We start from the raw sequence: 26,716 nt of genomic DNA on the forward strand, positions 1-26,716 counted from the left end.
TGCCTCGTCCTCCTGCGTGGGCCGCCGGGATGTTCCCGGACCTTCGACCGATTGCTCGGTGACCGACGGTCTTCGGTGGATCGCGACCCAGAATAGCCTGACACGCGCTGCTCAGCCAAAACGGCCCAGCCCGGGCGCGCTAGAGGCCCGCGAGCCGGGCGGCGCCCACCAGCCCGGCCTCGCCGCCCAGCTCGGCCGGCACCACCCGCAGGCCGCTCAGGAAGTCGAGGCCGGCGTAGTTGTGCAGCGCCCCGCGCAGCGGGTCGAAGAGCAGTCCGCCGGATCTGGCCACCCCTCCCCCGATGACGACGAGGTCGAGATCGCACACCGCCGCCACCGAGGCGATCATCGCCGCAAGGCCGGTGGCACCGCGCGTGAACGCCCGCAGCGCGATGTCATCGCCGGCCGCCGCCGCGGCGGCCAGCTCACGGGCACCGGCATCGGGCGGTGCCGACCATCCATGGGTCCGAGCCCACCGCACCAGCCATGGCCCGGCCGCGACGGTCTCGACGCAGCCGCGGCCGCCGCACGCGCACTTCTGGCCATCGTGTTCCACCACCACGTGTCCGACGTGTCCGGCATTGCCGCTGCGCCCGGTGTAGGGCGCGCCGCCCAGCACCAACCCGCCGCCCACACCGGTGGACACCACCATCGCCAGCAGAAAGCCCGCACCGCGGCCCGCGCCGTGCCAGTGCTCGCCGAGCGCCATGCAGACGCCGTCGCCGGCGAGCCTGACCGGCACCCCGGGCACCGCCGCCGCGACCCGGTCGCGCAACGGAAAGCCTCGCCAGCCGGGAATATTGATCGGAGCGACGGTCCCGCGGGGCAGGTCGATCGGTCCGGCCGATGCGATCCCCACCGCACGGACTGTTCCGCCGGCAACCGTTAACGCGTCGGCGATCGTGGCGTTCACGACGTCCCATACCTGCTCGGCCGAACCGCCTGCCGGGGTGGGGCGGATAGTGGTGTGCACCAGTGCACCTCCCGAATCCGCAAGGCCGGCAGCAATTTTCGTGCCACCGATGTCCAGACAGAGGGTAAGCATGGCGCTCAATGCCGATGGGTGTTGTCGGGTTGGCGGGGGTCGCCGGGATGCTCGTAGCCCGGGGCAAGCTCGACGAGCTCCACTCGTCGCGCATCCAGCCACAGCCGGAACGCGCGACGGCGCGCGGCGCCCAGCAGGTGCGCGGCGATCGCGGACCGAACCTGCGCCAGCGGCGGTGTCGCGTGCGACGGCGTGCACCAGCCGTCACGGTCGGGGCGCAGCTCGGCGAACCGCAGCGGATTGCGGGCGTGGTAGCCGGCGACCTCGTCGTCGCCCACCCGGACCCCGGCGGTCACATCGGCGTACAACGCGCGCGCCCGCGGATCGGCCAGCACCGCCGCGGCCACACTGCCGATCTCCAGCCTGGCGGTCGGGTCCGGCAGCACCTCGGGCTCGGCCGGTGCGTGACGAGCGGTCAATCCCCGTGCCGCGACCTCGACGGCGACGACGCGTTCGGTCACCAAAAGCTGGGTGAGCCACCGCCGCAGTTGCCGGCCCGCACTGGTGCCGCGGGCCGGCAGCGCGGCCGCGCGCGGGCCGTTGCGCAGCCCCGCCTCGGCCGCATCGAGCTCCTCGACCGCGACCGGCGCGCCCGCGACGGTGGCCACCCAGGACTGGCTCATGTCACGGTCACCGCGACTGCGGGAGAGTAGATCAACCGTCCGGCGCAGCCGATCCTTATCAGGGCCCACCATTGGCCGGCGGTCAGCCATGCCGGCGGGCGGACATCGAAGCCGAGTTCGACGCGGCCGCGGGCGGGCAGCACCGCACCGACGGCAGCCGGTCCGATCCACTCCCAGGTGCCCCACGGGCTGATCAGGTGGGCTTCCAGCGACAAATCCGCGCCGGCATTGCTGCCCAGCGTCACCGCCAGCCGGCCGGCTTCCCCCGCGCGCAGCGCGATCGCGTCGGGGCCGTCGATCAGGTAGGTCAACTCCGCCTGCTCAGTCGCACCGACTGCCACGACGCAGACGTCCTCGACCGTCTGCCGCCACGCGGGCGGCAGGTCGCGCCCGGTGATGCGTAGCTGCGCCCGCAGCGGGTACAGCCCGGGCTCTGTATCAGCCGGAATAGCCAGAGACACAACGGCTTTCCGATGCGTGCCGGGCTGCAGCGTCAACGGTAACTCGGCGGGCGTCGTCGACCAGCCGTCCGGGCTCACCAGCACGACCGTGCCGGTCAGCTTCGCATCGGTGCAATCGCTGGCCACGGTGAGCCGCAACGTTGCCACACCGCCGGGTGAGACGGTCGTTCGTTGCGGGTGCAAATGGGCGACGGCCGGCAGCCCACCCAGCGGCGCGGGGCCGCGATTATGCAGCCAATAGCGGGCGTAGAGCGGTTGTGCGGCTTCGGCTTCCGGGCCCAGCGCGCCGGCGTGCTCGAGCGTCTTGGGAATCTGTAGCCGGGCCAGCACGGTGGCGATCTGGTAGCCCTGCAGCTCGATCGATCGGGCCGCCGCCCGCGGTGTCTCGAGCAGGTCGGCGAAGGCGGTGACGTCCAGCGTGCCAAGGCTCGAGCCGATCGAGACGCGGGTGCGCGAGCCGGTCGTCTGCACCAGCCGCACAGCCACCGCGGCCGGATCGACGGGTTCGGCCCGGCCCGCGGTCAGCGGGTTTCCGGCCGCTTTGAGCGCCCCGAGATGCACTGCGTCGGCGGGTTCGACGTGCAGCAGCGACCCGGTCGCGGCCCATCTGCCGCGCCGCCCGCCACGTCGCACCGCACGCAGCGGATGGGAGAACCGGGCGCTGCGGGCCGGAATGTCGGCGTGCCGCCAATCGCCGTCGTCGCACACCAGCGCGTAGTCGAAATGATGCGTCCAGTGCTGCAGCTGGAAGTTGGAGCCGTCGGGCGCGGTGCGGCGCGGATCGTCGATCCAGGTTCCCGAGGGCCAGCCGGTGCAGGACCGCAGCAGTGCGGTGTGCAACGTCCCATCGGTATCGACGGCGAAGCTCGGCACGCCACGGTTGAACAACGCGACGGTGCGGGCCTCGAAGTTCTCCGTGCCCGTGGCGGCCCGATGACTGACCGCGATCTCGGCGTCCTCGAGATCGATTGCTACCGAGGCGATTTCGGCGGTCAGAAGGTCTTCGTCGCGCCCGGCAAGCACCAGCACCGGCAGCGCTCGCTCGGCGCGCAGGTCGGCACCGGGCACCCACGCCGCGGCCAACGGCCGGAAGGCATCGGCCGCGGGCACCCAGACCCTGGCTCGGCCCGTCGCCGCCAGCTGTCGGTCCAATTCGCTGCCATATTCCGAATCGGCCAGCACCGCCTTGGTGAACGCGTTGCGGTCGGGGCCGCCCACCGCGATGCGGACATCGGGCAGGTTGGAGTCGACGTCGAGGTTGCCGTAGCGCGGCTTGTCGGCGCCGCCGCAGGTGGCCGTGACCCCGGCACGCGCCAGGGCAACCATCAGGTCGCGGGTCAAGGGCCCGGACGACGCTTCCGACGGCGCCACCACCTCGGCCACGGACATCGTCCGTATGTTGTTGTCTCCCAGGTTGATTCGTGCCGTCGACGACAGGCCGAACCAGCTGTAGGCCGGGTTGTCCAGCGTCCAGGGGTGCCGCGCGGTGTCGATGGACCGGGGCCCGTCGTGCAGCAACGCGAAGCCGCGGCCGACGACGGCGTCACCGACCTCGCTGACCGGCATGGCGCCCGGCACCGGACACGGCCAGCGCAGCCGCAGCAACCGGTCCTCGCCGCTGAACTCGTCGATGGTGGTGCGGCAGTCGACCCGGTCCACGCCGTCCCACAGTGTCAAAGTCTGTGTGTAGCAAAGCAACTCCCCGATACGGCCGCGCACCACCAGCCGCTGGCCGAGCGGCCCATGGTAGGCCCGTACCCGCGCCGCCGACTCCGACGAGCACACCACCGGTCCCTTGGGCAGCAGATGCCAGGGGCCCTCGCCCTGCTCCGGGTGTGCCGGGTATTCCTCGTAGACGGCGAGCTCGTTGCCTACCCGACCGGCGGCGATCCACTCGCGACCGCCGTGCCGCACCGACGCCACCGCCCCGCCGCGCCCGGGATCGACGGTCAGCCGGTAGTGGGCGTTGCCGATCGCGTGGCCCGCCATCGGCTTCCATCCGCTGGCGGTATCGGCGGGCAGCAGCCGATACGTTCGCCAGCCCAGCGACGGGACGTCGCGGGCGAGCCAGCTGACCGAGCGTCCGTCATGCTCGACGAGCGCGGGCAACCGTGCGCCGTCGTCGTCCAGCACCTGCACCCCGGCCCGCAGCGGCGGATCGATCCGGGCGGTGACGATGTCGGTGCGTTGCTGCGTCAACGAGTTCCAGACCACCACGTCGCCGGCCGCGGCGTCGACGGCGCTGGACAACACGGCAAGCGAGCTGTCGCGGACCTCGCGTCCCAATTCCCATGCGTCGCGCCAACCGGTCAACAGGTCGAGGTAGACCTGATCGGATTCCGAACCGGTGATCGCGTCGTGGTGTGCACCGTAGGCCAGTTGCACCCAGGCCTTGGCCAGCGCGGCATGCGGATACGCGGCGCCGGTGGTCAGCGCCGCGAACACCGCGAAACGCTCGGCATCGAGCACCGCCTGTTCGGCTGCCCGGTTGGCTTGCTTGGTGTCGATGTAGGAGACGTCCTTGCCGGTGTAGATCGGGTTCATGTCCCGGGTCTGCGGCGACGGCAGCGCCCCGCGCTGGGACAGCTCGGCGCGCACCGCGGCGAAGAACTCCCGCGGCAACCCGCACACGAACCGCGGCCAGGTGTAGCGCGCGGCCCAGTCGCGATGTATTGCGGTGACCCACTTGTTCGGCGGCGTGTAGTCGGTGCCGACGGGCAACAGCACGTTGCGGGTGAGCGCCACCTGTTTGAGGTCTTCGAACAGGACGCGGGTGGCCTCCTCAGCCTCGCCCAGCGACGCCGCCGAATCCATCCACCAGCCCGCCGAATAATGCGCCGGCATGTAGTGGGTGAGCAGGCCGCGACCGGACGGCGAAATCCATTCGAACTCGCTGCTGAACTGCATCCCGGCCAGACCCGCGTCGCTGCGCGCGGGACCCCACTGGTGGTGCGGTCCGCGGGCCCACGAACTCGACGTCAGACCCGCCTCAGCGGCCATCCCGGGGAATTGCGGATCGTGGCCGAAGACGTCGAGTAGCCACGCCGTGGCCGGCTCGGCGCCCAGCACATGACGCTGAAAACCTATGCCGTGCACCAGGTTTCGAATGGTGGTTTCCGGGCTGGTGAGGTTGGTGTTGGGTTCGTTGTAGGTCCCGCCCATCACCTCGACGCGGCCCTGCGCGAGGAATCGGCGTAGATCGGCACGGTCCTCGGGGTGGGTGTCCCAGTAGGGCTTGAGGTAATCGACCTCGGCCAGCACGAATTTGTACTCCAGCTCGCGGCGCGCCATCTCCAGATGCGCGCGCACCAATTCGAAGCCGTTGGTCTGCCGCGCCCGGCCGGGCGGGTCTTCGGTCCACTCGCTGGCGTAGGCGCCCTGGGTGTTCCACCACACCGGGTCGTAGTGGAAGTGGCTGACCATGAACATCGTCCAGCCGGGCTCGGCGATCACGAATTCGAAGGCGGCGCCGGCGCCCCCCGCGTTCACCCTGGCATCGCGCCGTTGGCCGACGACCGGCGCCCGCACCGTCACCGGCACCTCGACCACCCCGGCGCCGGGCTGCGCGAGGGCTTCCCCGCTCAGGCCGTCGCCGTCGACGCGTACCGGTGTGGACTCGGTGACCCCGGCCACCTCGACTCGGGCCAGTTGTGACGGCGTGTCCGGCGGCCCCACGAACAGTTCGGTCGAGCGCGCCGAAATCAGCTGCATCCCCGCACTTTACGGCGCCGCGCACCTAGGATCGAGCCATGCCCGCCCTAGCCCGGCCGGTGGCCGACGAGCGCAGCGCCCTGCGCGAATACCTGGCCTTTCACCAGAGCTCGTATTTCGCGGTGTGCTACGGCCTCACCGACGAGCAGGCCCGGTCGTCGCCGTCGGCCAGCGCGCTGTCGATCGGCGGGCTGGTCAAGCACGTCACCCGCATGCAGCGAAGCTGGATGACGCGGGTGGCCACCGCGCCGGTGGCGCCGTCGGAAGACACCCGGCCGCCCGACACCGTTGCCCGGGAATTCGCCGATCAGCACGCGATGCGACCCGACGAGACGCTCGCCGCGCTGCTGGGGGCGTTTGCCGAACAAAACGCGCGGTCGCTACGGCTAGTGGAGACCGCCGACCTTGACGCGCCGGTACCCGTACCGCGAGACGTTCCGTATTTCCCGCAGGATCACGACGCCTGGTCGGTGCGCTGGGTGATCCTGCATGTCATCAACGAGCTGGCGCGCCATGCCGGGCACGCCGACATCATCCGGGAAACCCTGGACGGAGCCACCATGTACGAGTTGATCGCCGGGCTGGAGGGGTGGGCGATCGACGGCTGGGTCACGCCTTGGCAAAAGGCCCGGCAAAAAGGCTGAATACGGTGGCGGGCGCCGCTAAAGAGCCTGTTCATCGACCGACGAATTGGTTCTTGCGTACCCGAATTTGGCAGACTGCTGAAATGACTTCTACCAAACACCGAGAGGTGGCCAGGTTGGACCGGGTGCCGTTGCCGCTCGAAGCGGCCCGGGTCGCCGTCACTGGTTGGCAGGTCACTCGCTCCGCCGCTCGCGTCCTCACCAAGCTGCCGGGCAAAGGGCCGTGGCAGCAGAAAGTGATCAAGCAGCTGCCCCAGACATTCGCCGACCTGGGCCCGACCTATGTCAAGTTCGGGCAGATCATCGCGTCCAGCCCCGGCGCATTCGGCGAATCGCTGTCGCGCGAATTCCGCGGCCTGCTCGACCGGGTGCCACCGGCGGACTCCGACCAGGTACATAGGCTGTTCGTCGAGGAGCTGGGTGCAGACCCGGCCGACCTGTTCGCCGAGTGGGACGAAACACCGTTCGCGTCGGCGTCCATCGCGCAGGTGCACTACGCCACGCTGCACAGCGGTGAAAAAGTGGTCGTCAAGATTCAGCGGCCGGGCATTCGCCGCCGGGTCGCCGCCGATCTGCAGATCCTCAAGCGTTTCGCCCAAGCGGTCGAACTGGCCAAGCTGGGCCGTCGGCTCTCGGCACAGGACGTGGTGGCCGACTTCGCCTCCAATCTGGCCGAGGAGCTGAACTTTCGTCTCGAGGCGCAGTCGATGGAGGCATGGGTCTCGCACCTGCACGTGTCCCCGCTGGGCCGCAACATCCGGGTGCCGACCGTGCACTGGGACTTCACCAGCGACCGGGTGCTGACGATGGAGCGGGTGCACGGCATCCGCATCGACGACGTCGCCGCGATCCGCAAAGCCGGGTTCGACGGCACCGAGCTGGTCAAGGCGCTGCTGTTTTCGCTGTTCGAGGGCGGTCTACGGCACGGGTTGTTCCACGGCGACCTGCACGCGGGCAACCTTTACGTCGACGAGGCGGGCCGCATCGTGTTCTTCGACTTCGGCATCATGGGCCGCATCGACCCGCGCACCCGCTGGCTGCTACGCGAACTGGTGTACGCCCTGCTGGTCAAGAAGGACCATGCCGCGGCCGGCAAGATCGTGGTGCTGATGGGCGCGGTCGGCACCACGAAGCCCGAGGCTCAGGCCGCCAAGGACCTGGAACGCTTCGCCACCCCGCTGACCATGCAGACGCTGGGCGACATGTCGTACGCCGACATCGGGCGGCAGCTCTCGGCGCTGGCCGACGCCTACGACGTCAAACTGCCCCGCGAGCTGGTGCTGATCGGCAAGCAGTTCCTCTACGTCGAGCGGTACATGAAGCTGCTGGCACCCAAGTGGCAGATGATGTCGGACCCGCAGCTCACCGGGTACTTCGCGAACTTCATGGTCGAGGTCAGCCGCGAGCATTCCAGCGACGTCGAGGTCTAGGGGCGCACGTGGAGATCCGCACGGGCTATGCGAGTTCCGGGACGTCGGAGGGCGGCCCCGACCTGAAGATCTATTACGAGGACATGGGCGATATCGACGCCCCGCCGGTGCTGCTCATCATGGGGCTCGGCGCGCAGCTACTGCTGTGGCGCACCGAGTTCTGCGAGAAGCTGGTCCGTCACGGTCTGCGCGTGATCCGTTACGACAACCGGGATGTCGGGCTGTCCGACAAAACCGAGCGTCGCAGCATCGGGCAGCCGCTGCCCACCCGCTTGCTCCGTTCGTGGCTGGGATTGCCGAGCAAGGCGACATACACGCTCGAGGACATGGCCGACGATGCCGCCGCGGTGCTCGACCACCTGGACATCGACCAGGCGCACGTTGTCGGCGCGTCGATGGGCGGCATGATCGCGCAGGTCTTCGCCGCTCAGTTCGCCGAACGAACCAGATCCCTGGGCATCATCTTCTCCAGCAACAATGCGGCGTTCCTGCCGCCGCCGGCGCCGCGCGCGCTGCTGTCGCTGATCCAGGGTCCCCCGCCGGACGCGCCGCGTGATGTGATCCTCGACAACGCGGTCCGGGTGAGCAGAATCATCGGCAGCCCGCGCTACCGCATCCCCGACGAGCAGGTGCGCGCCGAAGCGGCCGAGGGATACGACCGCAACTACTACCCGCACGGCGTCGCCCGACAATTCAGCGCCATCCTGGGCAGTGGCAGTCTGGTGCACCACAATCGGCGCATCGTGGCGCCGACGGTTGTCATTCACGGGCGGGCCGACAAGCTGATGCGCCCGACGGGCGGGCGGGCGATAGCGCGCGCAATAAGCGGCGCACGATTGGTGTTATTCGACGGAATGGGACATGATCTGCCACAGCAGCTGTGGGATTCGGTGATCGGTGTTCTAACGGGCAACTTCGCCGAAGCCAGCTAAGACCGGAGTCGAGCAGGCGCCCGGCGACTCCCGTTCGAGGCTGTTCGCGCGAGGTCTCACAGCGTTGTAGCTTTGGATATCGGGAGGACGTGGAAGTGGCGAAGCTGAAGCCGTATTACGAAGAGTCGCAGGCAACTTACGACATTTCGGACGACTTCTTCGCGTTGTTCTTGGACCCCAACATGGTCTACACGTGCGCGTACTTCGAGCGCGACGACATGACGCTGGAAGAAGCGCAACTCGCCAAACTGGACCTCGGTTTGGGCAAGCTCAACCTGGAGCCGGGCATGACGTTGCTCGACGTCGGATGTGGTTGGGGCGGAGCGGTTGTCCGGGCGCTCGAGAAGTACGACGTGAACGTCATCGGCATCACCCTCAGCAAAAACCACTACGCACGCACCAGGGATCGGTTGGCGGCGATTCCGACCAGTCGGCGAGCGGAGGCACGGCTGCAGGGCTGGGAAGAGTTCGACGAGCATGTCGACCGGATCATCAGCTTCGAGGCCTTCGACGCCTTCAAGAAAGAGCGTTGGCCCGCGTTCTGGGATTGGGCTTACCAGACCCTGCCCGACGGCAGCCGGATGCTGATGCACAGCATCTTCACCCACCCGCAGTCGTACTGGAAAGAACACGGCATCCCGATCACGATGTCCGACCTGCGCTTCCTGCACTTCCTCGGCAAAGAGATCTTCCCGGGCGGGCAGATGTGCGGCGAACCTGACATCGTCGACTACTCCCGCAACAGCGGCTTCACGCTCGAGCACACCGAGTACCTGCAGCCGCATTACGCGCGGACCTTGGACATCTGGGCGGCCAACCTACAGGCCAACCGCGAACGCGCCATCGAAATCCAGTCCGAAGAGGTTTACGAGCGGTTCATGCGCTACCTGACCGGATGCGCGGATCTGTTCCGCAAGGGCATCTCGAACGTCGGCCAGTTCACCCTCACCAAATAGCCCGACACTTCCCGCGACACGCCCGGCAAGGATGCCGTGTTGAACTGTGCCGGTTTGCCCTCCGTGAAACCGGCAACGCTGGATAATGAATTTCGCCCAGTTCGGGCACCGGGGGATAAATAAATGGGTGCGTTCGGTGGGGAGGCACAACACTCATGGCTCAAAAGCTGGAACCGCATTTTGCCGATGTTCAGGCGCATTACGATCTGTCCGATGACTTCTACCGACTGTTCCTAGATCCCAGTCAGACCTACAGTTGCGCCTATTTCGAACGCGACGACATGACACTGGAAGAGGCGCAGCTCGCCAAGATCGATTTGTCGCTCGGCAAACTCGGACTGCAGCCCGGCATGACGCTGCTCGACGTCGGCTGCGGCTGGGGAGCCACGATGCGCCGCGCCATCGAAAAGTACGACGTCAACGTGATCGGCCTGACGTTGTCGAAGAACCAGGCCGCGCACGTGCAAAAGTCGTTCGAGGCGATCCACAGCCCGCGCCGTAAGCGGGTGCTGCTGGCCGGCTGGGAAGAATTCGACGAGCCCGTCGATCGCATCGTCTCGATCGGCGCGTTCGAACACTTCGGACCCGAGCGGTACAGCGACTTCTTCAAGATGGCCTACCACGTGTTGCCCAGCGACGGCGTGATGCTGCTGCACACCATCACCGATCTGACGAAGCAGGAATGCATCGACCGGGGTTTGCCGATCTCCATCGAGCTGCTGCGCTTCATCATCTTCATCCAGCGTGAGATCTTCCCGGGTGGCCGGCTGCCCAAGATCCCGACGGTCGCCGACCATGCCGATCAAGCCGGTTTCACACTGACTCGCCGCCAGTCGCTGCAGCCGCACTACGCGCGGACGCTGGACCTGTGGGCCGAGGCCCTGCGCGCACGCAAGGACGAAGCCGTCGCGTTGCAGTCCGAGGAGGTCTACGCGCGGTACATGAAGTACCTGACCGGCTGTGCCGACAAGTTCCGGGACGGCTATGTCGACGTCAACCAATTCACCTTGGTCAAGTGACCCGGGCGTCACACCGGTTCCCCGTCGGGCGCGGGGTATCTTTAGGTGCGCTTCGGCAGGAAGGCACACCGTCATGACTCGCAAGCTGACACCGCACTTCGAGGATGTGCAGGCGCACTACGACCTGTCCGACGATTTCTTCCGGCTGTTCCTGGATCCGACCCAGACCTACAGCTGCGCGTACTTCGAGCGCGACGACATGACGCTGGAAGAGGCGCAGCTGGCCAAGATCGACCTGGCGTTGGGCAAACTCGGGCTGCAGCCGGGCATGACGCTGCTCGACGTCGGCTGCGGCTGGGGCGCCACGATGCGGCGGGCGATCGAGAAGTACGACGTGAACGTGGTCGGCCTGACGTTGTCGAAGAACCAGGCCGCGCATGTGCAGAAGTCCTTCGATCAACTCGAAAGTCCGCGCAGCGCAAGGGTATTGCTGGCCGGCTGGGAAGAATTCGACGAGCCCGTCGACCGCATCGTGTCGATCGGGGCGTTCGAGCACTTCGGGCACGACCGCTACGACGACTTCTTCACCATGGCCCACGGCGTGCTGCCCGACGACGGGGTGATGCTGCTGCACACGATCACCGGGCTGACCGGGCCACAGATCGTCGAACGCGGCATCCCGTTGACCTTCGAGATGGCCCGCTTCATCAAGTTCATCGTCACCGAGATCTTCCCGGGCGGCCGGTTGCCGTCCATCGAGAAGGTGGAGGAGCACTCGTCGAAGCACGGTTTCACACTGACCCGGCGCCAGTCGCTGCAGCTGCACTACGCGCGGACGCTGGATTTGTGGGCGGCGGCGCTGGAAGCGCACCGCGACGAGGCCATCAGGATCCAATCCGAAGAGGTTTACGAGCGGTACATGAAGTACCTGACCGGCTGCGCCAACGCGTTCCGCGTCGGCTACATCGACGTCAACCAGTTCACCCTGGAGAAGTAGCGGCCCGACCGCCACACTGAGACGTGGCGAAATCCGTCGATCGAAAAACCCACGGGCTCTCCACCTCAAATCCGAGAGATACGGCCGTCCGCGTGTAGCGTCCCCCGGACGGCCGCCTCGCCGAGGTGGATGTCCATTCGGGGGGACACGATGTCAAGAAATACAGCGGGCGCCACGCGGACCAGGTCCAATGTGGACGACGTCCGGGCCCACTACGACCTTTCCAACGAATTTTTCGCCCTGTTCGTCGACCCGACCCGCACCTACAGCTGCGCGTACTTCCCGCGGGAGGGCATGACGCTGCATGAAGCACAGGTCGCCAAGGTCGACATGACCCTGGACAAGCTGGGGCTGGAGCCGGGAATGACGCTGCTCGACATCGGCTGCGGCTGGGGTTCGGTGATGAAGCGCGCCGTGGAGAAGTACGACGTCAACGTGGTCGGCCTGACCCTGTCCAAGAATCAGCACGCCTATTGCCAGGAGGTGCTGGACACGGTCGAATCGGGTCGCTCGCATCGGGCACTGTTGAGCGACTGGGCCGATTTCACCGAGCACGTTGACCGCATCGTCGTCATCGAGGCGCTCGAGCACTTCGGCTTCGAACGCTACGACGACTTTTTCGACTTCGCCTACCGGGCGTTGCCGTCCGACGGGGTGATGCTGCTGCACTCCATCACCGCGTTGCATCCCACGCAGATGACCGAGCGCGGCATCCCGGTGACGATCGAGATGGCCAAGTTCATCCGATTCATCCTGACCGAGATCTTTCCCGGCGGTCGGCTGCCGTCCATCGAGAAGGTGCAGGACCATTGCGCCCGGGCCGAGTTGCGCGTGACCCACATTCAGTCGCTGCAGTCGGACTTCGCGCACACCCTCGACCTGTGGGCCGAGGCCCTGCGGGTGCACAAGGACCAGGCCGTCGAGATCCAATCCGAGGAGATGTACGAGCGGTACATGAAGTTCTTGACCGGCTGCGCCGATGCGTTCCGGATGGGCTACATCGACTGCAACCAGTTCAGGCTCGAAAAGTAGACCTGAAAAGTAGACTCTGTTGCTTGGACGGGGCGGGGTGCGGCCGCGGGCAGCCGGGCGGGTGGTCTGAGCGGCCTTGTTGAGTCGAGTATCGTTGCTGGCCATCGGGCCGACCGTGGGCAGTGCTGTGAGGCAGTGAAGTCAGGAGAAGTAAACGAGAATGGCTGAGCAACCGACTGGCTCGACGAAGGTCAGGACGCGCTCTGAGGATATTCAGGCGCACTACGACGTGTCCGACGACTTCTTCGCCTTGTTTCAGGACCCCACCCGGACCTACAGCTGCGCGTACTTCGAGCCGCCGGAGCTGACCCTCGAGCAAGCCCAATACGCCAAGATCGACCTGAACCTGGACAAGCTGGACCTGCGGCCGGGGATGACGTTGCTGGATATCGGCTGTGGCTGGGGCACCACGATGCGGCGCGCCGTCGAACGGTTCGACGTCAACGTGATCGGCCTGACGTTGTCCAAGAACCAACACGCCCGCTGTGAACAGGTGCTGGCCGAGACCGACAGCACCCGCTCCCGCGAGGTGCGGCTGCAGAACTGGGAAGACTTCAACGAGCCGGTCGATCGCATCGTCTCGATCGAGGCGTTCGAACACTTCGGGCACGAGAACTACGACGACTTTTTCAAACGGTGCTATGACATCACACCCGAAGACGGTCGGATGACCGTGCAGAGCAGCGTCAGCTACCACCCCTACGAGCTGGCCGCGCGCGGTAAGAAGCTCACCTTCGAAACGGCCCGCTTCATCAAGTTCATCGTCACCGAGATCTTCCCGGGCGGTCGGCTGCCAACCACCGGCATGATGGTTGAACACGGCGAGAAGGCGGGATTTGTTGTCCCGGAACCACTTTCGCTACGCCCCCACTACATCAAGACGCTGCACACCTGGGGCGACACGCTGGAATCCAACCGGGCGAAGGCCATCGAGGTCACCTCCGAAGAGGTCTACCAGCGGTACATGAAATACCTGCGCGGCTGCGAGCACTACTTCACCGAGGAGATGCTGGACTGCAGCCTGGTGACCTATCTGAAACCGGGCGCCTCGAACTGAGCCCGCTCGCTGTCGGATCGGTGCTGCGTCGTTCGTCGGATAGGTAGAGAGTGGAGCACGGGGCTTCGCTCGCTACCAGGAGGTGACGACACATGCAGTACTTCGCCTTGTTGATCAGCAGGGAGCAAGACCGCACGGCCGACGATCCGGCGACCGCGATGGCGGCTTGGCAGGACTTTCATGCGAAGGCCGGTGCGGCCATAAAGGCCGGAGACGCGCTGGTCCCCGCGGGCGACGCGGTGGTCATCACGGGCGGCCCGGATGCGCCGACCGTCACCGACGGCCCCTTCGCCGAGGCCGCTGAGGTGGCCTGCGGCTACTACGTGTTGGAAGCGGAGAACCTCGACGACGCGCTGGCGCTGGCCCGCGACATCCCGCTGGCCGCGTTCGGCGCGGTGGAGTTATGGCCCGTGGTCCACTCGATCGCGCCATCGCGGCCGCTCACCGGCAACGACTGGCTCGCCCTGTTGCTGGAACCGCCCGAATCCGCGCACACGCCGGGCACCCCGGAGTGGGAGGCAGTCGCGGCCAAGCACGCCGAGCTGCATGCTGCTGCCGGCGACCGGGTGATCGGTGGCGCCGCCCTGCACGATCGGACCACCGCGACGACCGTGCGGGTGCGCGACGGCGAAGTCCTGATCACCGACGGACCGTACGTGGAGGGCGCCGAGATCGCGACGGGCATCTATCTCCTCGACGCCGCAGACCGCGACGAGGCCGTCAAGATCGCGTCGATGATTCCCGCCTCCACGGTGCAGCTGCGCCAACTGGCCGGAGTCTCGGGACTCTAACCACCCGCATGACCAACCTGGACGGCGTCTTTCGCCGGGAATGGGGTCCGACGGTCGCCGCGCTCGCCCGATGGTCGGGCGACCTCACCGTCGCCGAGGACGCCGTCCAGGAGGCCTGCGCCGAGGCGCTGCGCAGCTGGCTCCGCGACGGGATACCCGACAATCCCGGCGGATGGCTGACCACCGTCGCACGCAACCGGGCCCGCGACCGGCTGCGCCGCGAATCCGTCCGTCCCGGAAAGGAATTGGCCGCATTCGTGGACGAGATCAGGGTTCGCACCGAGCGCACCGATCCCCATCCAGTGCGTGACGACGAGCTGCGGATGATGTTCACCTGCGCCCACCCGGCGCTGGACCGGCAATCGCAGCTGGCGTTGACGCTGCGGCTGGTGTCCGGTTTGACCGTCGCCGAGATCGCGCGCGCCCTGCTACAGACGGAATCCGCCATCGGTCAACGAATCACGCGGGCCAAGAACAAGATTCGGCACGCCAACATCCCGCTGCGGGTGCCGCCGGCGGAGCTGTTGGCGGGGCGGACACCGCACGTATTGGGTTGCATCTACTCGGTTTTCACCGAGGGATATTGGTCGACCGGGGGCCCGTCGGCGATACGGGACGAACTGTGCGACGAAGGAGTCCGGCTGGCCGGTGAGCTGTGCGCGCTGATGCCGGACGAGCGGGAAGCGCACGCGCTGGCCGCGTTGACGTTGCTGCACGACTCGAGGCGGGTAACGCGTCTGGACGACGACGGCATGCTGGTACCGCTGGAAGAACAAGACAGGCGCCGTTGGGACCGCGGCCGCATCGCGCGCGGACTGGATCGGTTGCGGCGGGCCGAGGGTTCCACCGGCCCGTATCTGCCCCAGGCGGTGATCGCCGCGCTGCATGCGACGGCCCCGTCGTGGGAGCAAACCGACTGGACCACCATCTGCCTGGCCTACGACCGGCTCGTGGCGATGACGGGCTCGCCGGTGGCGGGGGCCAACCGCGCGTTGGCGATAGGCTTCCGCGACGGAGCACAGGCCGGACTCGTCGCACTGGACGACCTTGCGCGCGATCCCCGGCTGGCCCGTTCGAATCTCGTCGCGACGTTGCGGGCCGACCTGCTGCGGCGCGCGGGCCGACGCGACGAGGCGCTCACCTGGTATCGAAACGCATTGCAGTCCAACGGTTCCAAACCGGGACGTGACTTCTTGCGGCGCCGGATCGCCGAGTGCGGCGGCTAGCTACTCCACGCAACCCGAAGGGTCGGATCCGCTCACCGGCGCCCACAGCGCCGGCTAGCTACTCCACGCAACCCGAAGGGTCGGATCCGCTCACCGGCGCCCACAGCGCCGGCTCGCTACTCCACACAACCCGAAGGGTCGGATCCGCTCACCGGCGCCCACAGCGCCGGCTCGCTACTCCTCCGTGAAGTTGCGGGTGACCGAGGGGTCGACCGGAATTCCCGGGCCCGTCGTCGTCGACACGGTGACCTTCTTCAGGTAACGGCCCTTGGACGACGACGGCTTGAGCCGCAGTACCTCGTCGATCGCGGCCCCGTAGTTCTCCGCGAGGTTCTTCTCGTCGAACGACGCCTTGCCGATCACGAAGTGCAGGTTGGCCTGCTTGTCGACGCGGAAGTTAATCTTGCCGCCCTTGATGTCGGCGACGGCCTTGGCGACGTCGGCGGTCACGGTGCCCGTCTTGGGGTTGGGCATCAGGCCGCGGGGACCGAGCACACGCGCGATGCGCCCAACCTTGGCCATCTGGTCCGGCGTCGCGATCGCGGCATCGAATTCCAGCCAGCCGCCTTGGATCTTCTCGATCAGGTCGTCGCTGCCGACGATGTCGGCTCCGGCGGCCTGCGCCTGCTCGGCCTTGTCACCCACGGCGAACACCGCGACGCGGGCCGTCTTGCCGGTGCCGTGCGGCAAGTTCACCGTGCCGCGGACCATCTGGTCGGCCTTGCGCGGGTCGACGCCCAGCCGGATCGCCACCTCGACGGTCGCGTCCTGCTTGGCCGACGCGGTCTGCTTGGCGAGCCTGGCGGCCTCGAGCGGACTGTACAGGTTGTTGCGGTCCACCTTTTCGGCGGCGGCGCGGTATACCTTGCTGTTCTTGCTCACTTACTCATCCAATCTGGTGTTGGGTCGTGGTTGGAAAACGGGCCGAAGCTGGCCCTCCCACGCTTGTTGAATTGTCGCACTTCTCCTCGCGCCCAAGCGGCGCGCATCGTCGTCCGACGGTGGGCGTTATGCAGTCCTATTCGACGGTGATGCCCATCGACCGCGCGGTGCCGGCGATGATCTTGGCGGCGGCGTCGATGTCGTTGGCGTTGAGGTCGGTCTTCTTCGTCTCGGCGATCTCGCGCACCTGGTCCCAGGTCACCTTGGCGACCTTGTTCTTGTGCGGCTCCGCCGACCCCTTGCCCACCCCGGCGGCCTTGAGCAGCAGCTTGGCGGCGGGCGGCGTCTTGAGCGCGAACGTGAAGCTGCGGTCCTCGTAGACCGTGATCTCCACCGGGATCACGTTGCCGCGCTGGTTTTCCGTCGCGGCGTTGTACGCCTTGCAGAACTCCATGATGTTGACGCCGTGCTGGCCGAGCGCGGGCCCCACCGGCGGCGCAGGGTTGGCCTGTCCCGCCACGATTTGGAGCTTGATCAGCCCGACGACCTTCTTCTTCGGGGCCATGAGATTCCTACGTTCCTTCCTGGTTATACGCCCAGCCGTTCCCGCGAACGGATCGGCCGGCTAGATCTTGGAGACTTGGGTAAAGGTGAGTTCCACCGGGGTTTCGCGGCCGAAGATCGACACCAGCACCTTGAGCTTCTGCTGTTCGGCGTTGACCTCGTTGATCGTGGCCGGCAGCGTGGCGAACGGGCCGTCCATGACCGTCACCGATTCGCCGACCTCGTAGTCCACCTCGACCACCGGACGTTCCAAACCGCCGGTTTCGGTGGTGGTAGCGGCCGCGGCCGCACCCTTGACCGGTTTCTTCGACGAGCCCGGCGGCAGCAGGAACTTCACCACGTCGTCCAGCCGCAGCGCCGACGGACGCGACGTCGCCCCGACAAACCCCGTCACGCCGGGGGTGTTGCGGACCGCGGCCCAGGAGTCGTCGGTCAGATCCATGCGCACCAGGATGTAGCCCGGCAGCACCTTGCGGTTGACCTGCTTGCGCTGGCCGTTCTTGATCTCGGTGACCTCTTCGGTGGGCACCTCGACCTGGAAGATGTAATCGCCCACGTCGAGATTCTGCACCCGGGTCTCGAGGTTGGCCTTCACCTTGTTCTCGTAGCCGGCGTAGGAGTGGATGACATACCAGTCGCCGGGCTTGCTGCGCAGCTCGGCCTTGAGGGCGGCGGCGGGGTCGACTTCCTCATCCGGCTCGGCGGGCGCGGCGTCGGCCCCAGTCTCCGCAGTGTCCCCAGTGTCCCCAGTGTCCGAATCATCCGCATCGTCCGGGCTTTCTGGGGCCTCGGGGGCTTGCGCAACCTCGGCGGGCTCGGAGCCCTGAGCAACCTCAGACAATTCGGCTGTCTCTTCCACGTCGACCGCTTCACCCGCGGACGTGTCACCGTCGAAGGTAGTCACGGTTTTCAGTCCTCTCTATCGCTTACGAAGCTCAGCCGAACACCAGCAGGGCCAGCTTGGTCAGGCCGAAATCAGACAGGCCGACCAGCGCCACCATGAACGCGAGGAATACCAGCACCACCGAGGTGTAGGTGAGCATCTGCTTGCGGTTCGGCCAGATCACCTTCCGCATTTCCGCAACGACCTGCTTGAGGTAGTTGAAGACGAAAACGAAGGGATTGGCCGTCCGGTCCCCGGGCTTCTTCGGCTTTTTGGTCTTTTGGTCGGCCTTCTTGGCCGACGACGTCTTGGCGGTTTCCTTGGTGGCTTCCTTGGTGGCCTCGACGTCGCCCGCGGACTCGGCGTCGTCGGTTTCGACGACGCGCTGCCGGGATCGCTTGCCTGTCGGGCGCTGCGGTTTGGTCACCACGGCCGTCCGACCGCCGCTCGCACGGCCTTCGGTCTCGCCGTCGTCGCGTGCAGCGTCGTTGGCGGCACCGATACCGGGGCCTTCGTCGCTCACCGCATGCTCCTTTGTTCGCTAGCTACCGGACATTCCGTTCAGTGTCCAGCATGGCACGATCTTCGTTGCCTTCTGCAGGGGCGACAGGACTTGAACCTGCAACCTGCGGTTTTGGAGACCGCTGCTCTGCCAGTTGAGCTACGCCCCTTCGCGGTTGGCAGGCCAACCTGCGCTTACCTACCGGGGCCCACATGACACGCGCGCTCCCCGTTCGGTGATCCGAACCTACGGACAGCGCGCTGTAATGGGAAAACCCCGAGGTCCGAGTGTACATCGGCACGGGAGTCAGATACTAATTACGCGGTTCTGACGACCTGCCCGGACTCGTGGTCCCATCTGAGCTTGATGGTTTCGTCGTCCGTCTCTTCCCGGTATTGCCCCACCAACGTGGTGTAGGCCTCCATCACAACCTCACCGTCGTCGTTGGTGCAGATGTTCTTGGTGACCACGATGTCCGCGCCAAAACGCTCGACGACGGACTCGATGTCCATCCGCCCCCACAACTTGTCGCCGGCCTTGATCGGCTTGAAAAAGACGAAACGCTGCTCGACCTGGACGATTACCAGGCTTTCCATGCCCAGGTCGACGTGGCGGAAGAAGTCCAGCTGCACATATTTGGCGAAGATCGTGACAAGGGTGGGCGGCGCGATGATGGCGTCGTAACCCAGCTCGGCGGCGGCGGCCTCGTCGTAGTGGGCGGGGTGGTCGCATTTGATGGCCCGCGCGAATTCGCGCAGCTGTTCGCGCCCCACGACGAAGTAGTCCGGATACCGCCACACCATGCCGCGGATATCGGTTTTGAGGGCCATGATCTATGCCAATTTGGCCGAAGCGATGGCCCGCCCGAAAATTTTCTTGCCGCCGGTGGTGGCGGTGAGCGCAATGGTTACCGACTTGGTCTCGGGATCCACCGACTTCACCCGCCCGCTGAACACCAGCTCGGCGCCCTTGCCGTCGTTGGGCACCGGCACCACGGCGGTGAAGCGCACGTTGTACTCGGTGACCGCGCCCGGGTCGCCGACCCACGAGGTCACGTAGCCGCCGCCGATGCCCATCGTCAGCATGCCGTGGGCGATCGCGGTGTCCAACCCGACGACCTTGGCGATCTCGTCGTCCCAGTGAATGGGGTTGAGGTCCCCGGACACTCCCGCGTAGTTCACCAGGTCTTGCCGCGTCAGCGGGTACGTCTTCTCCGGAAGCTGGTCACCCACCTTCACCGAGCTGAACTCACGCAGTGGCATCAGAAAATCCCTCTTCTCCATCCTCGCCGGCACGGCCCGCCAGGGTCGTGTAGGTCTCCTGCACGATGTCACCTGCTTCGTCGGTGAGCACATTCTTGGTCACGATGATCTGGGTCCCGTGCGAAACGCGCATGGAGTCGACGTACACGTCGCAGTACAGACGGTCGCCTGCCTTCATGGGTTTGAAGTACTTCAACACCTGGTCGATCTGGACGATCTGCGCGTCCTGGACCGCGATATTGGCGCTTTTGAAGAACGCCGACTGCGCCTTGTAGCCGAACACGGAGCAAAACGTCAGCGGGGCCAGCAGCCCCTTGTGCCCGAGCTCGGCGGCCGCATCTTCGTCGTAAAACGCGGGATCGTCGTTCTGTACGGCCGTCGCGTACTCGCGGATCTTTTCCCGGTCCACCTCGTAGTAGTCGGGATAGCGGTAATGCATCCCGACGATGTCCTTGGTCAACGGCACGGCTTCAAAACCTACCTGGTCAATATGGTCGTATCTGGTGGAGCTAATTAGCGCGTCTCGCGATGCGCCTGGTGTTGGCCGCAGTTCGCGCAGAACTTCTTCAGCTCGAGCCGGTCCGGATCGTTGCGACGGTTCTTCTTGGTGATGTAGTTGCGGCGCTTGCACACCTCACAGGCCAAAGTGATCTTTGGCCGCACATCCGTACTGGAAGCCATGTCTGTTCTCTCTCACAAATGCACATTGTTGTGTTGTAGCGATGGCCGGACTCGAACCGGCGACCTAACGATTATGAGTCGTTCGCTCTAACCGACTGAGCTACATCGCCTCTGGTACGCGCCGTCCGCCTGCTCGGCGTCCGCCGAGCCCCCTAACGGAATCGAACCGTTGACCTTTTCCTTACCATGGAAACGCTCTACCGACTGAGCTAAGGGGGCCTGGAACCCGTAGCAATCAGTCGTGCCTCGGGCCTAAAAGAGGGTACAGCGCCACGCGCGACGGCACCAAACCGTCACCCCGGGTCGCCGTTGCGCCGCCGCTGCCAGGCGCTGAGGTCGCTGAACTCGTCGTAGATGTCCGCCTGGTCGCCTTCCGCGTCCGCGTTGCCGTCGAGCAGCATGCGCAGCGCCAGATGGACAGCCTCCCGCGCGTCCGCCACGTGATAGCGGCGGATTGCCTCCTGGACCAGATCGTCGTCGATCTCGATCTCGACCTTTTTCAGCATGGACAAACCATACCCACCGCAAACTCGCTCAACCGTCCCGAAAACGCGATTGACAGGCCGAGATACGCCCACGAATGTGGGCCACGCCACCCGGGTCATAGTCTGATCCGGTGCCAGACAAGTCAGCCGACCGCCTGTATTTCCGCCAGCTGCTCGCCGGACGCGATTTCGCCGCCGGCGACGCGTTCGCGACCCAGATGCGCAACTTCGCCTACCTGATCGGCGACCGCCAGACCGGAGACTGCGTCGTCGTCGACCCGGCGTATGCCGCCGGCGAGCTCGTCGACCTGCTCGAGGCCGACGGCATGCACCTGTCCGGGGTCCTGGTCACCCACCATCACCCCGACCATGTGGGCGGAACGATGATGGGTTTCCAACTCAACGGCCTGGCCGAGCTGCTGGACCGGGTCAGTGTGCCGGTGCATGTGAATACCCATGAGGCGCTTTGGGTTTCGCGAGTTACCGGGATCGCTATCGGTGACCTGACCACCCACGAGCACGGCGACAAACTCAGCATCGGCGACATCGAGATCGAGCTGCTGCACACGCCCGGACACACGCCGGGCAGCCAGTGCTTTCTGCTCGACGGGCGCCTGGTGGCCGGTGACACCCTGTTTTTGGAGGGCTGCGGGCGCACCGACTTTCCGGGCGGCGACTCCGACGAGATGTACCGCAGCCTGCAGCAGCTGGCGGCGCTTCCCGGCGATCCGACGGTGTTCCCCGGGCACTGGTATTCCGTCGAACCGAGCGCACCGCTGACCGAGGTCAAGCGCTCCAACTACGTGTACCGGGCCACCAACCTCGACCAGTGGCGAATGTTGATGGGCGGCTGACGGAGTACTTGACCGCCCTGATTGCCAGAGTCATTGCGCTTCGACACCCGTGCCAGCAGAATTTCGGGTGCACATCGCTGCCATATGAGCGGAGGGATGGAGTCACATGGGTTCAACGGGGTGGATCCAGGGCACTTGGCACGGGGTCACCAACGTTGAGTCCAGCACCTGGTTGGCCTGGGCCGCTTGGGCGGCAATCGCGCTCGGCATCATCGCTCTGATCGTCATCAACCACCAGCTCGGCCGCAGCCGGCGGCTGGCGGCCGAGCAGACGCGTCCGCACGTCGGCGTGCTGATGGAACCGCATGCCGCCGATTGGCACGTGATCGAGCTGGTGGTCCGCAATTTCGGTAAGACCGCGGCCTACCACATCCGTTTTGCCTTCACGAATCCGCCGACGGTCGCCGAGTACGAGAATTCCAGCGACGGCTACGCCGATGTCGTCGAATTGCAGCTGCCCAGCGAAATCCCGGTACTCGCGCCCGGCCAGGAATGGCGTCTGGTATGGGATTCGGCGCTTGACCGTGCCGAAATCGGCGGCGGCATCGAATCACGCTTCACCGGGACGGTGACGTACTTCGACCGTCCCGACACGCCGCGACGCTGGCGGTTCTGGCAGCGCGAACGCCCGCAGTTGCAGACCGATGTCGTCCTGGACTGGGACGCCCTGCCGCCCGTTCAGCGGATCGAGCTGATGACCACGCACGACCTGGCCAAGCGGGAGAAACAGAAGCTGGAGCTGCTCCGCAGCCTGCTGACGTACTTCCACTACGCCAGCAAGGAAACGCGCGCGGACGTGTTCCGCAGCGAGATCGAGCGAATCAACAACGCGGTGCGGGAAACTCAGGATCGTTGGCGCGTCCGGCAGCAAGATGCGCCGACCGATGTCGGTCTGCGCTGGGGCGGCACCGGTCGGCCCGACCAGAAGGATCCCGCCAATCACCGCGCCCAGCAGGCCTGACGCCGCGGTACGTCCGGCCGCACGGGGTCAGTGTTTGCCGATCTGATTCAATCGACTTCGCTGCCCGTCGCGAAGGAGTAACGCATGAGCGGTCCGGTCACCTACAGCCGCAAGGATGCCATCGCGGTCATCCGGATGGACGACGGCAAAGTCAACGCGCTGGGTCCGACCATGCAGGCAGCCATCAACGAGGCGATCGACCAGGCCGACAGCGACAACGTCGGCGCGCTGGTGCTGACCGGCAACGACCGCGTGTTCAGCGGCGGATTCGACCTGAAGATCCTGACCTCCGGCGAGGCGAAACCCGCGATCGACATGCTGCGGGGCGGCTTCGAATTGTCCTATCGGTTGTTGTCCCACCCGAAGCCGGTGGTGATCGCCTGCACCGGACATGCCATCGCGATGGGGTCGTTCCTGCTGTCCTCCGGCGATCACCGCGTCGCCGCCCACGCCTACAACATCCAGGCCAACGAGGTTGCGATCGGCATGACCATCCCCTACGCGGCTTTGGAGATCATGAAGCTGCGGCTGACGCCGTCGGCGTATCAGCAGGCCACCGGGCTGGCCAAGACCTTCTTCGGCGAAACCGCCCTTGCCGCAGGGTTTGTCGACGAGATTGTGCTGCCGGAGATGGTGGTCGACCGCGCCGAGGAGGCCGCGCAGGAATTCGCCGGCCTGCACCAGCACGCGCACGCCGCGACCAAACTGCGCGCCCGCGCCGACACCCTCAAGGCGCTGCGCGCCGGAATTGACGGCATCGAAGCCGAGTTCGGCCTGTAAGCAGTCCTCGGGTTTTGCGAGGCAGACCCCGGGTACGCCTCGCCCATGGTGGTCGACCGCATTGCCGATCCGTGGGGCGCGCGGACGCCGTACCGCCCCGGGCAGCCCTGGCCGGAGCGCGTCGACGGTTTCCTGGCCGATGGCGTCACCGCGGAATCGGTGGACCGGTGGGTGCAGACGGCGGCGGTGTTGCATTCCAACGGCGACGGCTTGGACATCGGCGTCAAAGGCGGCCGGATCGTGGGCGTGCGGGGGCGGGCCGACGATCGGGTGAACCACGGACGCCTCGACCCCAAAGATCTGTTCGGCTGGCAGGCCAACGCGTCACCCGACCGGCTCACCACGCCCCTGATCCGCACCGCGGGCCGATTGCGGCCATGCGGGTGGGACACGGCCATGGACCGAATCGTCGCGCACACCCGCCAGCTGCTCGACAGCTCTGGGCCCGCCTCGATCGGCTTCTATACCTCCGGGCAGCTCTTTCTCGAGGCGTACTACACCCAGGGCGCGATTGCGCACGGGGCGATCGGAACCAATCACGTCGACGGCAACACCAGGCTGTGCACCGCGACGGCGGCCGAGGCGTTGAAGGAAACCTTCGGCAGCGACGGCCAGCCGGGCTCCTACACCGACGTCGATCACGCTGACACCATCGCCTTGTTCGGACACAACGTCGCCGAGACGCAGACGGTTCTGTGGATGCGGATGCTCGACCGGCTCGCCGGTGCCGAACCGCCCACCATCGTGTGCGTCGATCCGCGGCGCACCCCCGTGGCCGAGCGGGCCACCGTTCACTTGGCGCCGCTGCCTGGAACGAATGTGGCGCTGATGAACGCACTGCTGCACGAGATCATCTCCCATGACTGGTTGGACCACGACTACATCGACCTGCACACGGTGGGTTTCGCCGAGCTGCGTTCGCGGGTGGAGGAATTTCCTCCGGAGCGCTGTGCCGAAATCTGCGGCGTGCGTGCCGACGACATCCGGGAAGCGGCTCGATTGCTGGGGACCGCCAAGCGCCTGCTTTCCACTGTGCTGCAAGGGTTTTACCAATCGCATCAGGCGACCGCGGCGGCGGTGCAAGTCAACAACATTCATTTGCTGCGCGGCATGCTCGGCAAGCCGGGTTGCGGCGTGCTGCAGATGAATGGACAGCCGACCGCCGAGAACACGCGTGAATGCGGGGCCGATGGCGACCTCGCCGGGTTCCGCAATTGGGCCAACGACGATCACATCGCCGACCTCGCGAAGCTGTGGAACATCGAGCCGCGACAGATCCCGCACTACGCACCGCCGACGCACGCGATGCAGATGTTCCGCTACGCCGAAGAGGGCAGCCTGCGGATGCTGTGGGTGACCGCGACCAACCCCGCGGTCTCGTTGCCGGAACTGGCGCGGATTCGCGAGATCCTGGCTCAGCAGCGACTGTTCCTGATCGTGCAGGACATCTTCATGACCGAAACCGCCGAGCTGGCCGATGTCGTGCTGCCCGCCGCGGCGTGGGGCGAGAAGACCGGAACGTTCACCAACGCCGACCGCACCGTGCACCTCTCCGAAAAGGCGGTGGAGCCACCGGGTTCCGCGCGTAGCGACCTCGACATCTTTCTGGACTACGCCCGCCGCATGGACTTCCGCGACAAGGACGGTCAGCCGTTTCCGCCGTGGACGGATCCCGAGTCGACGTTCGAAGCCTGGAAGAAATGCAGTGCGGGTCGGCCGTGCGACTACACCGGCCTGAGCTACGCCAAGCTGCGCGGCCGCAACGGAATTCAATGGCCGTGCAACGACGAACACCCCGACGGTACCGAGCGCCTGTACGCCGATGGGAGGTTCTGGTCGGCACCGGACTATTGCGAGGCCTACGGAAAGGACCTGATCACCGGCGCCCCGTTAGAGCCCACCGAATACCGCGCGATGAATCCGTACGCGAAGGCGATCATCAAGGCCGCACAGTACATTCCGGCCCACGAACCGCCGACGCAGGATCATCCCTACGCACTGATCACCGGGCGTACCGTGTATCACTTCCATACGCGAACGAAAACCGCACGGGCACAACAACTTCAGCAGTCCGCACCGGATGTTTGGGCGGAGATTTCGGAAGTCGACGCCCGGCGCCTGGGAGTCGCGGACGGCGAATGTGTCACCATCAGCACCCCCCGGGGCAGCGTGACGTGCCCGGCCCGCATCGGCGGTATGCGCCCCGGCGTGATCTTCCTGCCCTTCCACTACGGGTACTGGGACACCGGCAGCGGCACCGGCCACCATCGGGCCGCCAATGAGCTGACGATCACCGACTGGGACCCGGTTTCCAAGCAACCCCTCTACAAGACTGCGGCGGCACAGTTACGCAAGGCTCCCCTTGATCGGGCGGGAGCGCCCCCGGCCGGCGTGCGCGAACTGCTCGTCGCTGAGGTGCGGCAATGAAGATCAACCTGGCCATCCGCGAGGTGCACCGCGCCGAGCGCAAACTGGCCCACCGACTCAACCTGATCGCCGCGCGCCACCACAGCGACCAAGACATTTCGCATCTGGCCCATGATCTGGCCGGGTGGTCGCAGGATCACCTGACCAGGCTGGCCGCTCATGGCCGCCACTACGGGGTGCGGCTCTCGGCGCACCCGCGGACCACGGCGCGCACCAGCATGCTGGAGCGCAAGGTCAGCGCCGCGCTGCGCCGCCGCCCCGAGCCCGCGCTGCTGCTGCTGGCCGATCTGCGACGGGTGCACCGGCTGGCGGCGGGCACGTCGCTGGATTGGGAGCTGCTCGGCCAGGCGGCTCAGGCCGCACACGACGAGGAGCTGCTGACCCTGACGTCGCGCTGCCACCCCGAAACACTGCGCCAGATGCGCTGGGCCAACGCGATGCTCAAGGAACTCGCACCGCAAGCCCTGACCACCTGACACGTTAAGGAGGAGGCGATGGCGGTTGCCGGAGCAACCGCCCCACCTCCCCGTCGCCTCCTCCACCCCGGAGTCTGACACGACCGCGTGCGCTC

Annotated in this window: 27 protein-coding genes and 3 tRNA genes; 15 read left to right on the forward strand and 15 right to left on the reverse strand. The window is 66.3% G+C overall.

The window, feature by feature from the left end; genetic code table 11:
• Positions 1-139: 139 nt before the first annotated feature.
• From AWC25_RS10760 to AWC25_RS10770, 3 genes are read right to left on the reverse strand one after another with little or no spacing between them, the layout of a single operon-like run.
• Entirely contained in the window at positions 140-1,045 is a 906-nt protein-coding gene (locus tag AWC25_RS10760) for an ROK family protein (RefSeq protein ID WP_069399569.1), read from the reverse strand.
• A gap of 5 nt (positions 1,046-1,050) precedes the next feature.
• Positions 1,051-1,668: a DUF7158 domain-containing protein gene (locus tag AWC25_RS10765; RefSeq protein WP_085166759.1), complete on the reverse strand. Its 618-nt coding sequence runs from the start codon at positions 1,666-1,668 to the stop codon at positions 1,051-1,053.
• Entirely contained in the window at positions 1,665-5,840 is a 4,176-nt protein-coding gene (locus AWC25_RS10770) for a glycoside hydrolase family 38 N-terminal domain-containing protein (RefSeq protein WP_085166760.1), read from the reverse strand. Before AWC25_RS10770 ends, AWC25_RS10765 begins: the two co-directional genes overlap by 4 nt.
• 59 nt (positions 5,841-5,899) lie before the next feature.
• On the opposite strand from AWC25_RS10770, the gene AWC25_RS10775 reads away from it, so the two are divergent.
• The 10 genes from AWC25_RS10775 (at position 5,900) to AWC25_RS10820 (ending at position 15,864) form a co-directional block, all read left to right on the forward strand.
• Positions 5,900-6,484, forward strand: a complete 585-nt coding sequence (locus tag AWC25_RS10775; RefSeq protein ID WP_069399572.1) for a DinB family protein — start codon at positions 5,900-5,902, stop codon at positions 6,482-6,484.
• 83 nt (positions 6,485-6,567) lie between these two features.
• Positions 6,568-7,914, forward strand: coding sequence for an ABC1 kinase family protein (locus AWC25_RS10780; protein WP_069399573.1), 1,347 nt, complete (start codon positions 6,568-6,570; stop codon positions 7,912-7,914).
• Between the two features lie 8 nt (positions 7,915-7,922).
• On the forward strand, positions 7,923-8,846 hold the full coding sequence (locus AWC25_RS10785) for an alpha/beta hydrolase (protein WP_069399574.1): 924 nt from the start codon (positions 7,923-7,925) through the stop codon (positions 8,844-8,846).
• A 95-nt stretch (positions 8,847-8,941) separates the two neighbouring features.
• Entirely contained in the window at positions 8,942-9,802 is an 861-nt protein-coding gene (locus AWC25_RS10790; protein ID WP_069399661.1) for a cyclopropane mycolic acid synthase family methyltransferase, read from the forward strand.
• Positions 9,803-9,957: 155 nt separating this feature from the next.
• Positions 9,958-10,821, forward strand: a complete 864-nt coding sequence (locus AWC25_RS10795) for a cyclopropane mycolic acid synthase family methyltransferase (RefSeq protein ID WP_069399575.1) — start codon at positions 9,958-9,960, stop codon at positions 10,819-10,821.
• A 73-nt stretch (positions 10,822-10,894) separates the two neighbouring features.
• Positions 10,895-11,758 (forward strand): cyclopropane mycolic acid synthase MmaA2, encoded by an 864-nt coding sequence (mmaA2, locus tag AWC25_RS10800; RefSeq protein WP_069399576.1) that lies wholly within the window; start codon positions 10,895-10,897, stop codon positions 11,756-11,758.
• Positions 11,759-11,908: 150 nt separating this feature from the next.
• Complete coding sequence (locus AWC25_RS10805; RefSeq protein WP_085166784.1) at positions 11,909-12,790, forward strand: cyclopropane mycolic acid synthase family methyltransferase; 882 nt, start codon at positions 11,909-11,911, stop codon at positions 12,788-12,790.
• A 160-nt stretch (positions 12,791-12,950) separates the two neighbouring features.
• On the forward strand, positions 12,951-13,847 hold the full coding sequence (gene mmaA4, locus AWC25_RS10810) for a hydroxymycolate synthase MmaA4 (protein WP_069399578.1): 897 nt from the start codon (positions 12,951-12,953) through the stop codon (positions 13,845-13,847).
• A 92-nt stretch (positions 13,848-13,939) separates the two neighbouring features.
• Entirely contained in the window at positions 13,940-14,638 is a 699-nt protein-coding gene (locus tag AWC25_RS10815) for a YciI family protein (RefSeq protein ID WP_069399579.1), read from the forward strand.
• Positions 14,639-14,646: 8 nt separating this feature from the next.
• Entirely contained in the window at positions 14,647-15,864 is a 1,218-nt protein-coding gene (locus AWC25_RS10820; RefSeq protein WP_085166761.1) for an RNA polymerase sigma factor, read from the forward strand.
• A 174-nt stretch (positions 15,865-16,038) separates the two neighbouring features.
• On the opposite strand, the gene rplA is transcribed toward AWC25_RS10820, so the two are convergent.
• The 12 genes from rplA to AWC25_RS10880 form a co-directional block, all read right to left on the reverse strand.
• Positions 16,039-16,746, reverse strand: a complete 708-nt coding sequence (gene rplA / locus AWC25_RS10825) for a 50S ribosomal protein L1 (RefSeq protein WP_085166762.1) — start codon at positions 16,744-16,746, stop codon at positions 16,039-16,041.
• 136 nt (positions 16,747-16,882) lie between these two features.
• Complete coding sequence (gene rplK / locus AWC25_RS10830; protein ID WP_044509781.1) at positions 16,883-17,311, reverse strand: 50S ribosomal protein L11; 429 nt, start codon at positions 17,309-17,311, stop codon at positions 16,883-16,885.
• Positions 17,312-17,371: 60 nt separating this feature from the next.
• The gene (gene nusG, locus AWC25_RS10835; RefSeq protein ID WP_085166763.1) at positions 17,372-18,214 is read right to left on the reverse strand and encodes a transcription termination/antitermination protein NusG; all 843 of its coding nucleotides are present in this window, start codon (positions 18,212-18,214) and stop codon (positions 17,372-17,374) included.
• Positions 18,215-18,245: 31 nt separating this feature from the next.
• Entirely contained in the window at positions 18,246-18,716 is a 471-nt protein-coding gene (gene secE, locus AWC25_RS10840) for a preprotein translocase subunit SecE (protein WP_069399583.1), read from the reverse strand.
• Positions 18,717-18,791: 75 nt separating this feature from the next.
• A tRNA-Trp gene (locus tag AWC25_RS10845) sits at positions 18,792-18,864 on the reverse strand.
• Between the two features lie 148 nt (positions 18,865-19,012).
• Complete coding sequence (gene hadC, locus AWC25_RS10850) at positions 19,013-19,525, reverse strand: (3R)-hydroxyacyl-ACP dehydratase subunit HadC (RefSeq protein ID WP_069399584.1); 513 nt, start codon at positions 19,523-19,525, stop codon at positions 19,013-19,015.
• 3 nt (positions 19,526-19,528) lie between these two features.
• Positions 19,529-19,957: a (3R)-hydroxyacyl-ACP dehydratase subunit HadB gene (gene hadB / locus AWC25_RS10855; protein WP_069399585.1), complete on the reverse strand. Its 429-nt coding sequence runs from the start codon at positions 19,955-19,957 to the stop codon at positions 19,529-19,531.
• Positions 19,944-20,423, reverse strand: coding sequence for a (3R)-hydroxyacyl-ACP dehydratase subunit HadA (gene hadA / locus AWC25_RS10860; RefSeq protein ID WP_085166764.1), 480 nt, complete (start codon positions 20,421-20,423; stop codon positions 19,944-19,946). The genes hadB and hadA overlap by 14 nt, the downstream gene beginning before the upstream one ends.
• Before the next feature lie 47 nt (positions 20,424-20,470).
• Positions 20,471-20,638, reverse strand: coding sequence for a 50S ribosomal protein L33 (gene rpmG / locus AWC25_RS10865; RefSeq protein ID WP_069399587.1), 168 nt, complete (start codon positions 20,636-20,638; stop codon positions 20,471-20,473).
• A 36-nt stretch (positions 20,639-20,674) separates the two neighbouring features.
• Positions 20,675-20,748 (reverse strand) — tRNA-Met (locus AWC25_RS10870).
• Between the two features lie 36 nt (positions 20,749-20,784).
• Positions 20,785-20,857: transfer RNA gene (locus tag AWC25_RS10875), tRNA-Thr, on the reverse strand.
• A gap of 74 nt (positions 20,858-20,931) precedes the next feature.
• Positions 20,932-21,144: a type II toxin-antitoxin system VapB family antitoxin gene (locus tag AWC25_RS10880; RefSeq protein ID WP_069399588.1), complete on the reverse strand. Its 213-nt coding sequence runs from the start codon at positions 21,142-21,144 to the stop codon at positions 20,932-20,934.
• Between the two features lie 110 nt (positions 21,145-21,254).
• On the opposite strand from AWC25_RS10880, the gene AWC25_RS10885 reads away from it, so the two are divergent.
• The 5 genes from AWC25_RS10885 to AWC25_RS10905 all read left to right on the forward strand — a co-directional run bounded on the left by AWC25_RS10885 (position 21,255) and on the right by AWC25_RS10905 (position 26,621).
• Positions 21,255-21,977, forward strand: a complete 723-nt coding sequence (locus AWC25_RS10885) for an MBL fold metallo-hydrolase (RefSeq protein WP_069399589.1) — start codon at positions 21,255-21,257, stop codon at positions 21,975-21,977.
• Positions 21,978-22,083: 106 nt separating this feature from the next.
• Positions 22,084-22,938: a hypothetical protein gene (locus tag AWC25_RS10890; RefSeq protein WP_069399590.1), complete on the forward strand. Its 855-nt coding sequence runs from the start codon at positions 22,084-22,086 to the stop codon at positions 22,936-22,938.
• Positions 22,939-23,022: 84 nt separating this feature from the next.
• The gene (locus tag AWC25_RS10895; RefSeq protein ID WP_085166765.1) at positions 23,023-23,718 is read left to right on the forward strand and encodes a crotonase/enoyl-CoA hydratase family protein; all 696 of its coding nucleotides are present in this window, start codon (positions 23,023-23,025) and stop codon (positions 23,716-23,718) included.
• Positions 23,719-23,763: 45 nt separating this feature from the next.
• Positions 23,764-26,145: a molybdopterin oxidoreductase family protein gene (locus AWC25_RS10900; RefSeq protein ID WP_069399592.1), complete on the forward strand. Its 2,382-nt coding sequence runs from the start codon at positions 23,764-23,766 to the stop codon at positions 26,143-26,145.
• Positions 26,142-26,621 (forward strand): hypothetical protein, encoded by a 480-nt coding sequence (locus AWC25_RS10905; RefSeq protein WP_069399593.1) that lies wholly within the window; start codon positions 26,142-26,144, stop codon positions 26,619-26,621. The genes AWC25_RS10900 and AWC25_RS10905 overlap by 4 nt, the downstream gene beginning before the upstream one ends.
• The last annotated feature ends 95 nt before the right edge of the window (positions 26,622-26,716 follow it).

This window comes from Mycobacterium sherrisii (assembly GCF_002102355.1).
In the GTDB taxonomy this organism is placed as follows: Bacteria; Actinomycetota; Actinomycetes; order Mycobacteriales; family Mycobacteriaceae; genus Mycobacterium; species Mycobacterium sherrisii.

Coding starts and splice junctions, on each gene's coding strand:
- AWC25_RS10760 (WP_069399569.1), bottom strand. CDS start 1,045: ATGCTTACCCTCTGTCTGGACATCGGTGGCACGAAAATTGCTGCCGGC.
- AWC25_RS10765 (WP_085166759.1), bottom strand. CDS start 1,668: ATGAGCCAGTCCTGGGTGGCCACCGTCGCGGGCGCGCCGGTCGCGGTC.
- AWC25_RS10770 (WP_085166760.1), bottom strand. CDS start 5,840: ATGCAGCTGATTTCGGCGCGCTCGACCGAACTGTTCGTGGGGCCGCCG.
- AWC25_RS10780 (WP_069399573.1), top strand. CDS start 6,568: ATGACTTCTACCAAACACCGAGAGGTGGCCAGGTTGGACCGGGTGCCG.
- AWC25_RS10795 (WP_069399575.1), top strand. CDS start 9,958: ATGGCTCAAAAGCTGGAACCGCATTTTGCCGATGTTCAGGCGCATTAC.
- mmaA2 (WP_069399576.1), top strand. CDS start 10,895: ATGACTCGCAAGCTGACACCGCACTTCGAGGATGTGCAGGCGCACTAC.
- AWC25_RS10805 (WP_085166784.1), top strand. CDS start 11,909: ATGTCAAGAAATACAGCGGGCGCCACGCGGACCAGGTCCAATGTGGAC.
- mmaA4 (WP_069399578.1), top strand. CDS start 12,951: ATGGCTGAGCAACCGACTGGCTCGACGAAGGTCAGGACGCGCTCTGAG.
- AWC25_RS10815 (WP_069399579.1), top strand. CDS start 13,940: ATGCAGTACTTCGCCTTGTTGATCAGCAGGGAGCAAGACCGCACGGCC.
- AWC25_RS10820 (WP_085166761.1), top strand. CDS start 14,647: ATGACCAACCTGGACGGCGTCTTTCGCCGGGAATGGGGTCCGACGGTC.
- rplK (WP_044509781.1), bottom strand. CDS start 17,311: ATGGCCCCGAAGAAGAAGGTCGTCGGGCTGATCAAGCTCCAAATCGTG.
- hadC (WP_069399584.1), bottom strand. CDS start 19,525: ATGGCCCTCAAAACCGATATCCGCGGCATGGTGTGGCGGTATCCGGAC.
- hadB (WP_069399585.1), bottom strand. CDS start 19,957: ATGCCACTGCGTGAGTTCAGCTCGGTGAAGGTGGGTGACCAGCTTCCG.
- rpmG (WP_069399587.1), bottom strand. CDS start 20,638: ATGGCTTCCAGTACGGATGTGCGGCCAAAGATCACTTTGGCCTGTGAG.
- AWC25_RS10880 (WP_069399588.1), bottom strand. CDS start 21,144: ATGCTGAAAAAGGTCGAGATCGAGATCGACGACGATCTGGTCCAGGAG.
- AWC25_RS10890 (WP_069399590.1), top strand. CDS start 22,084: ATGGGTTCAACGGGGTGGATCCAGGGCACTTGGCACGGGGTCACCAAC.
- AWC25_RS10895 (WP_085166765.1), top strand. CDS start 23,023: ATGAGCGGTCCGGTCACCTACAGCCGCAAGGATGCCATCGCGGTCATC.
- AWC25_RS10900 (WP_069399592.1), top strand. CDS start 23,764: ATGGTGGTCGACCGCATTGCCGATCCGTGGGGCGCGCGGACGCCGTAC.
- AWC25_RS10905 (WP_069399593.1), top strand. CDS start 26,142: ATGAAGATCAACCTGGCCATCCGCGAGGTGCACCGCGCCGAGCGCAAA.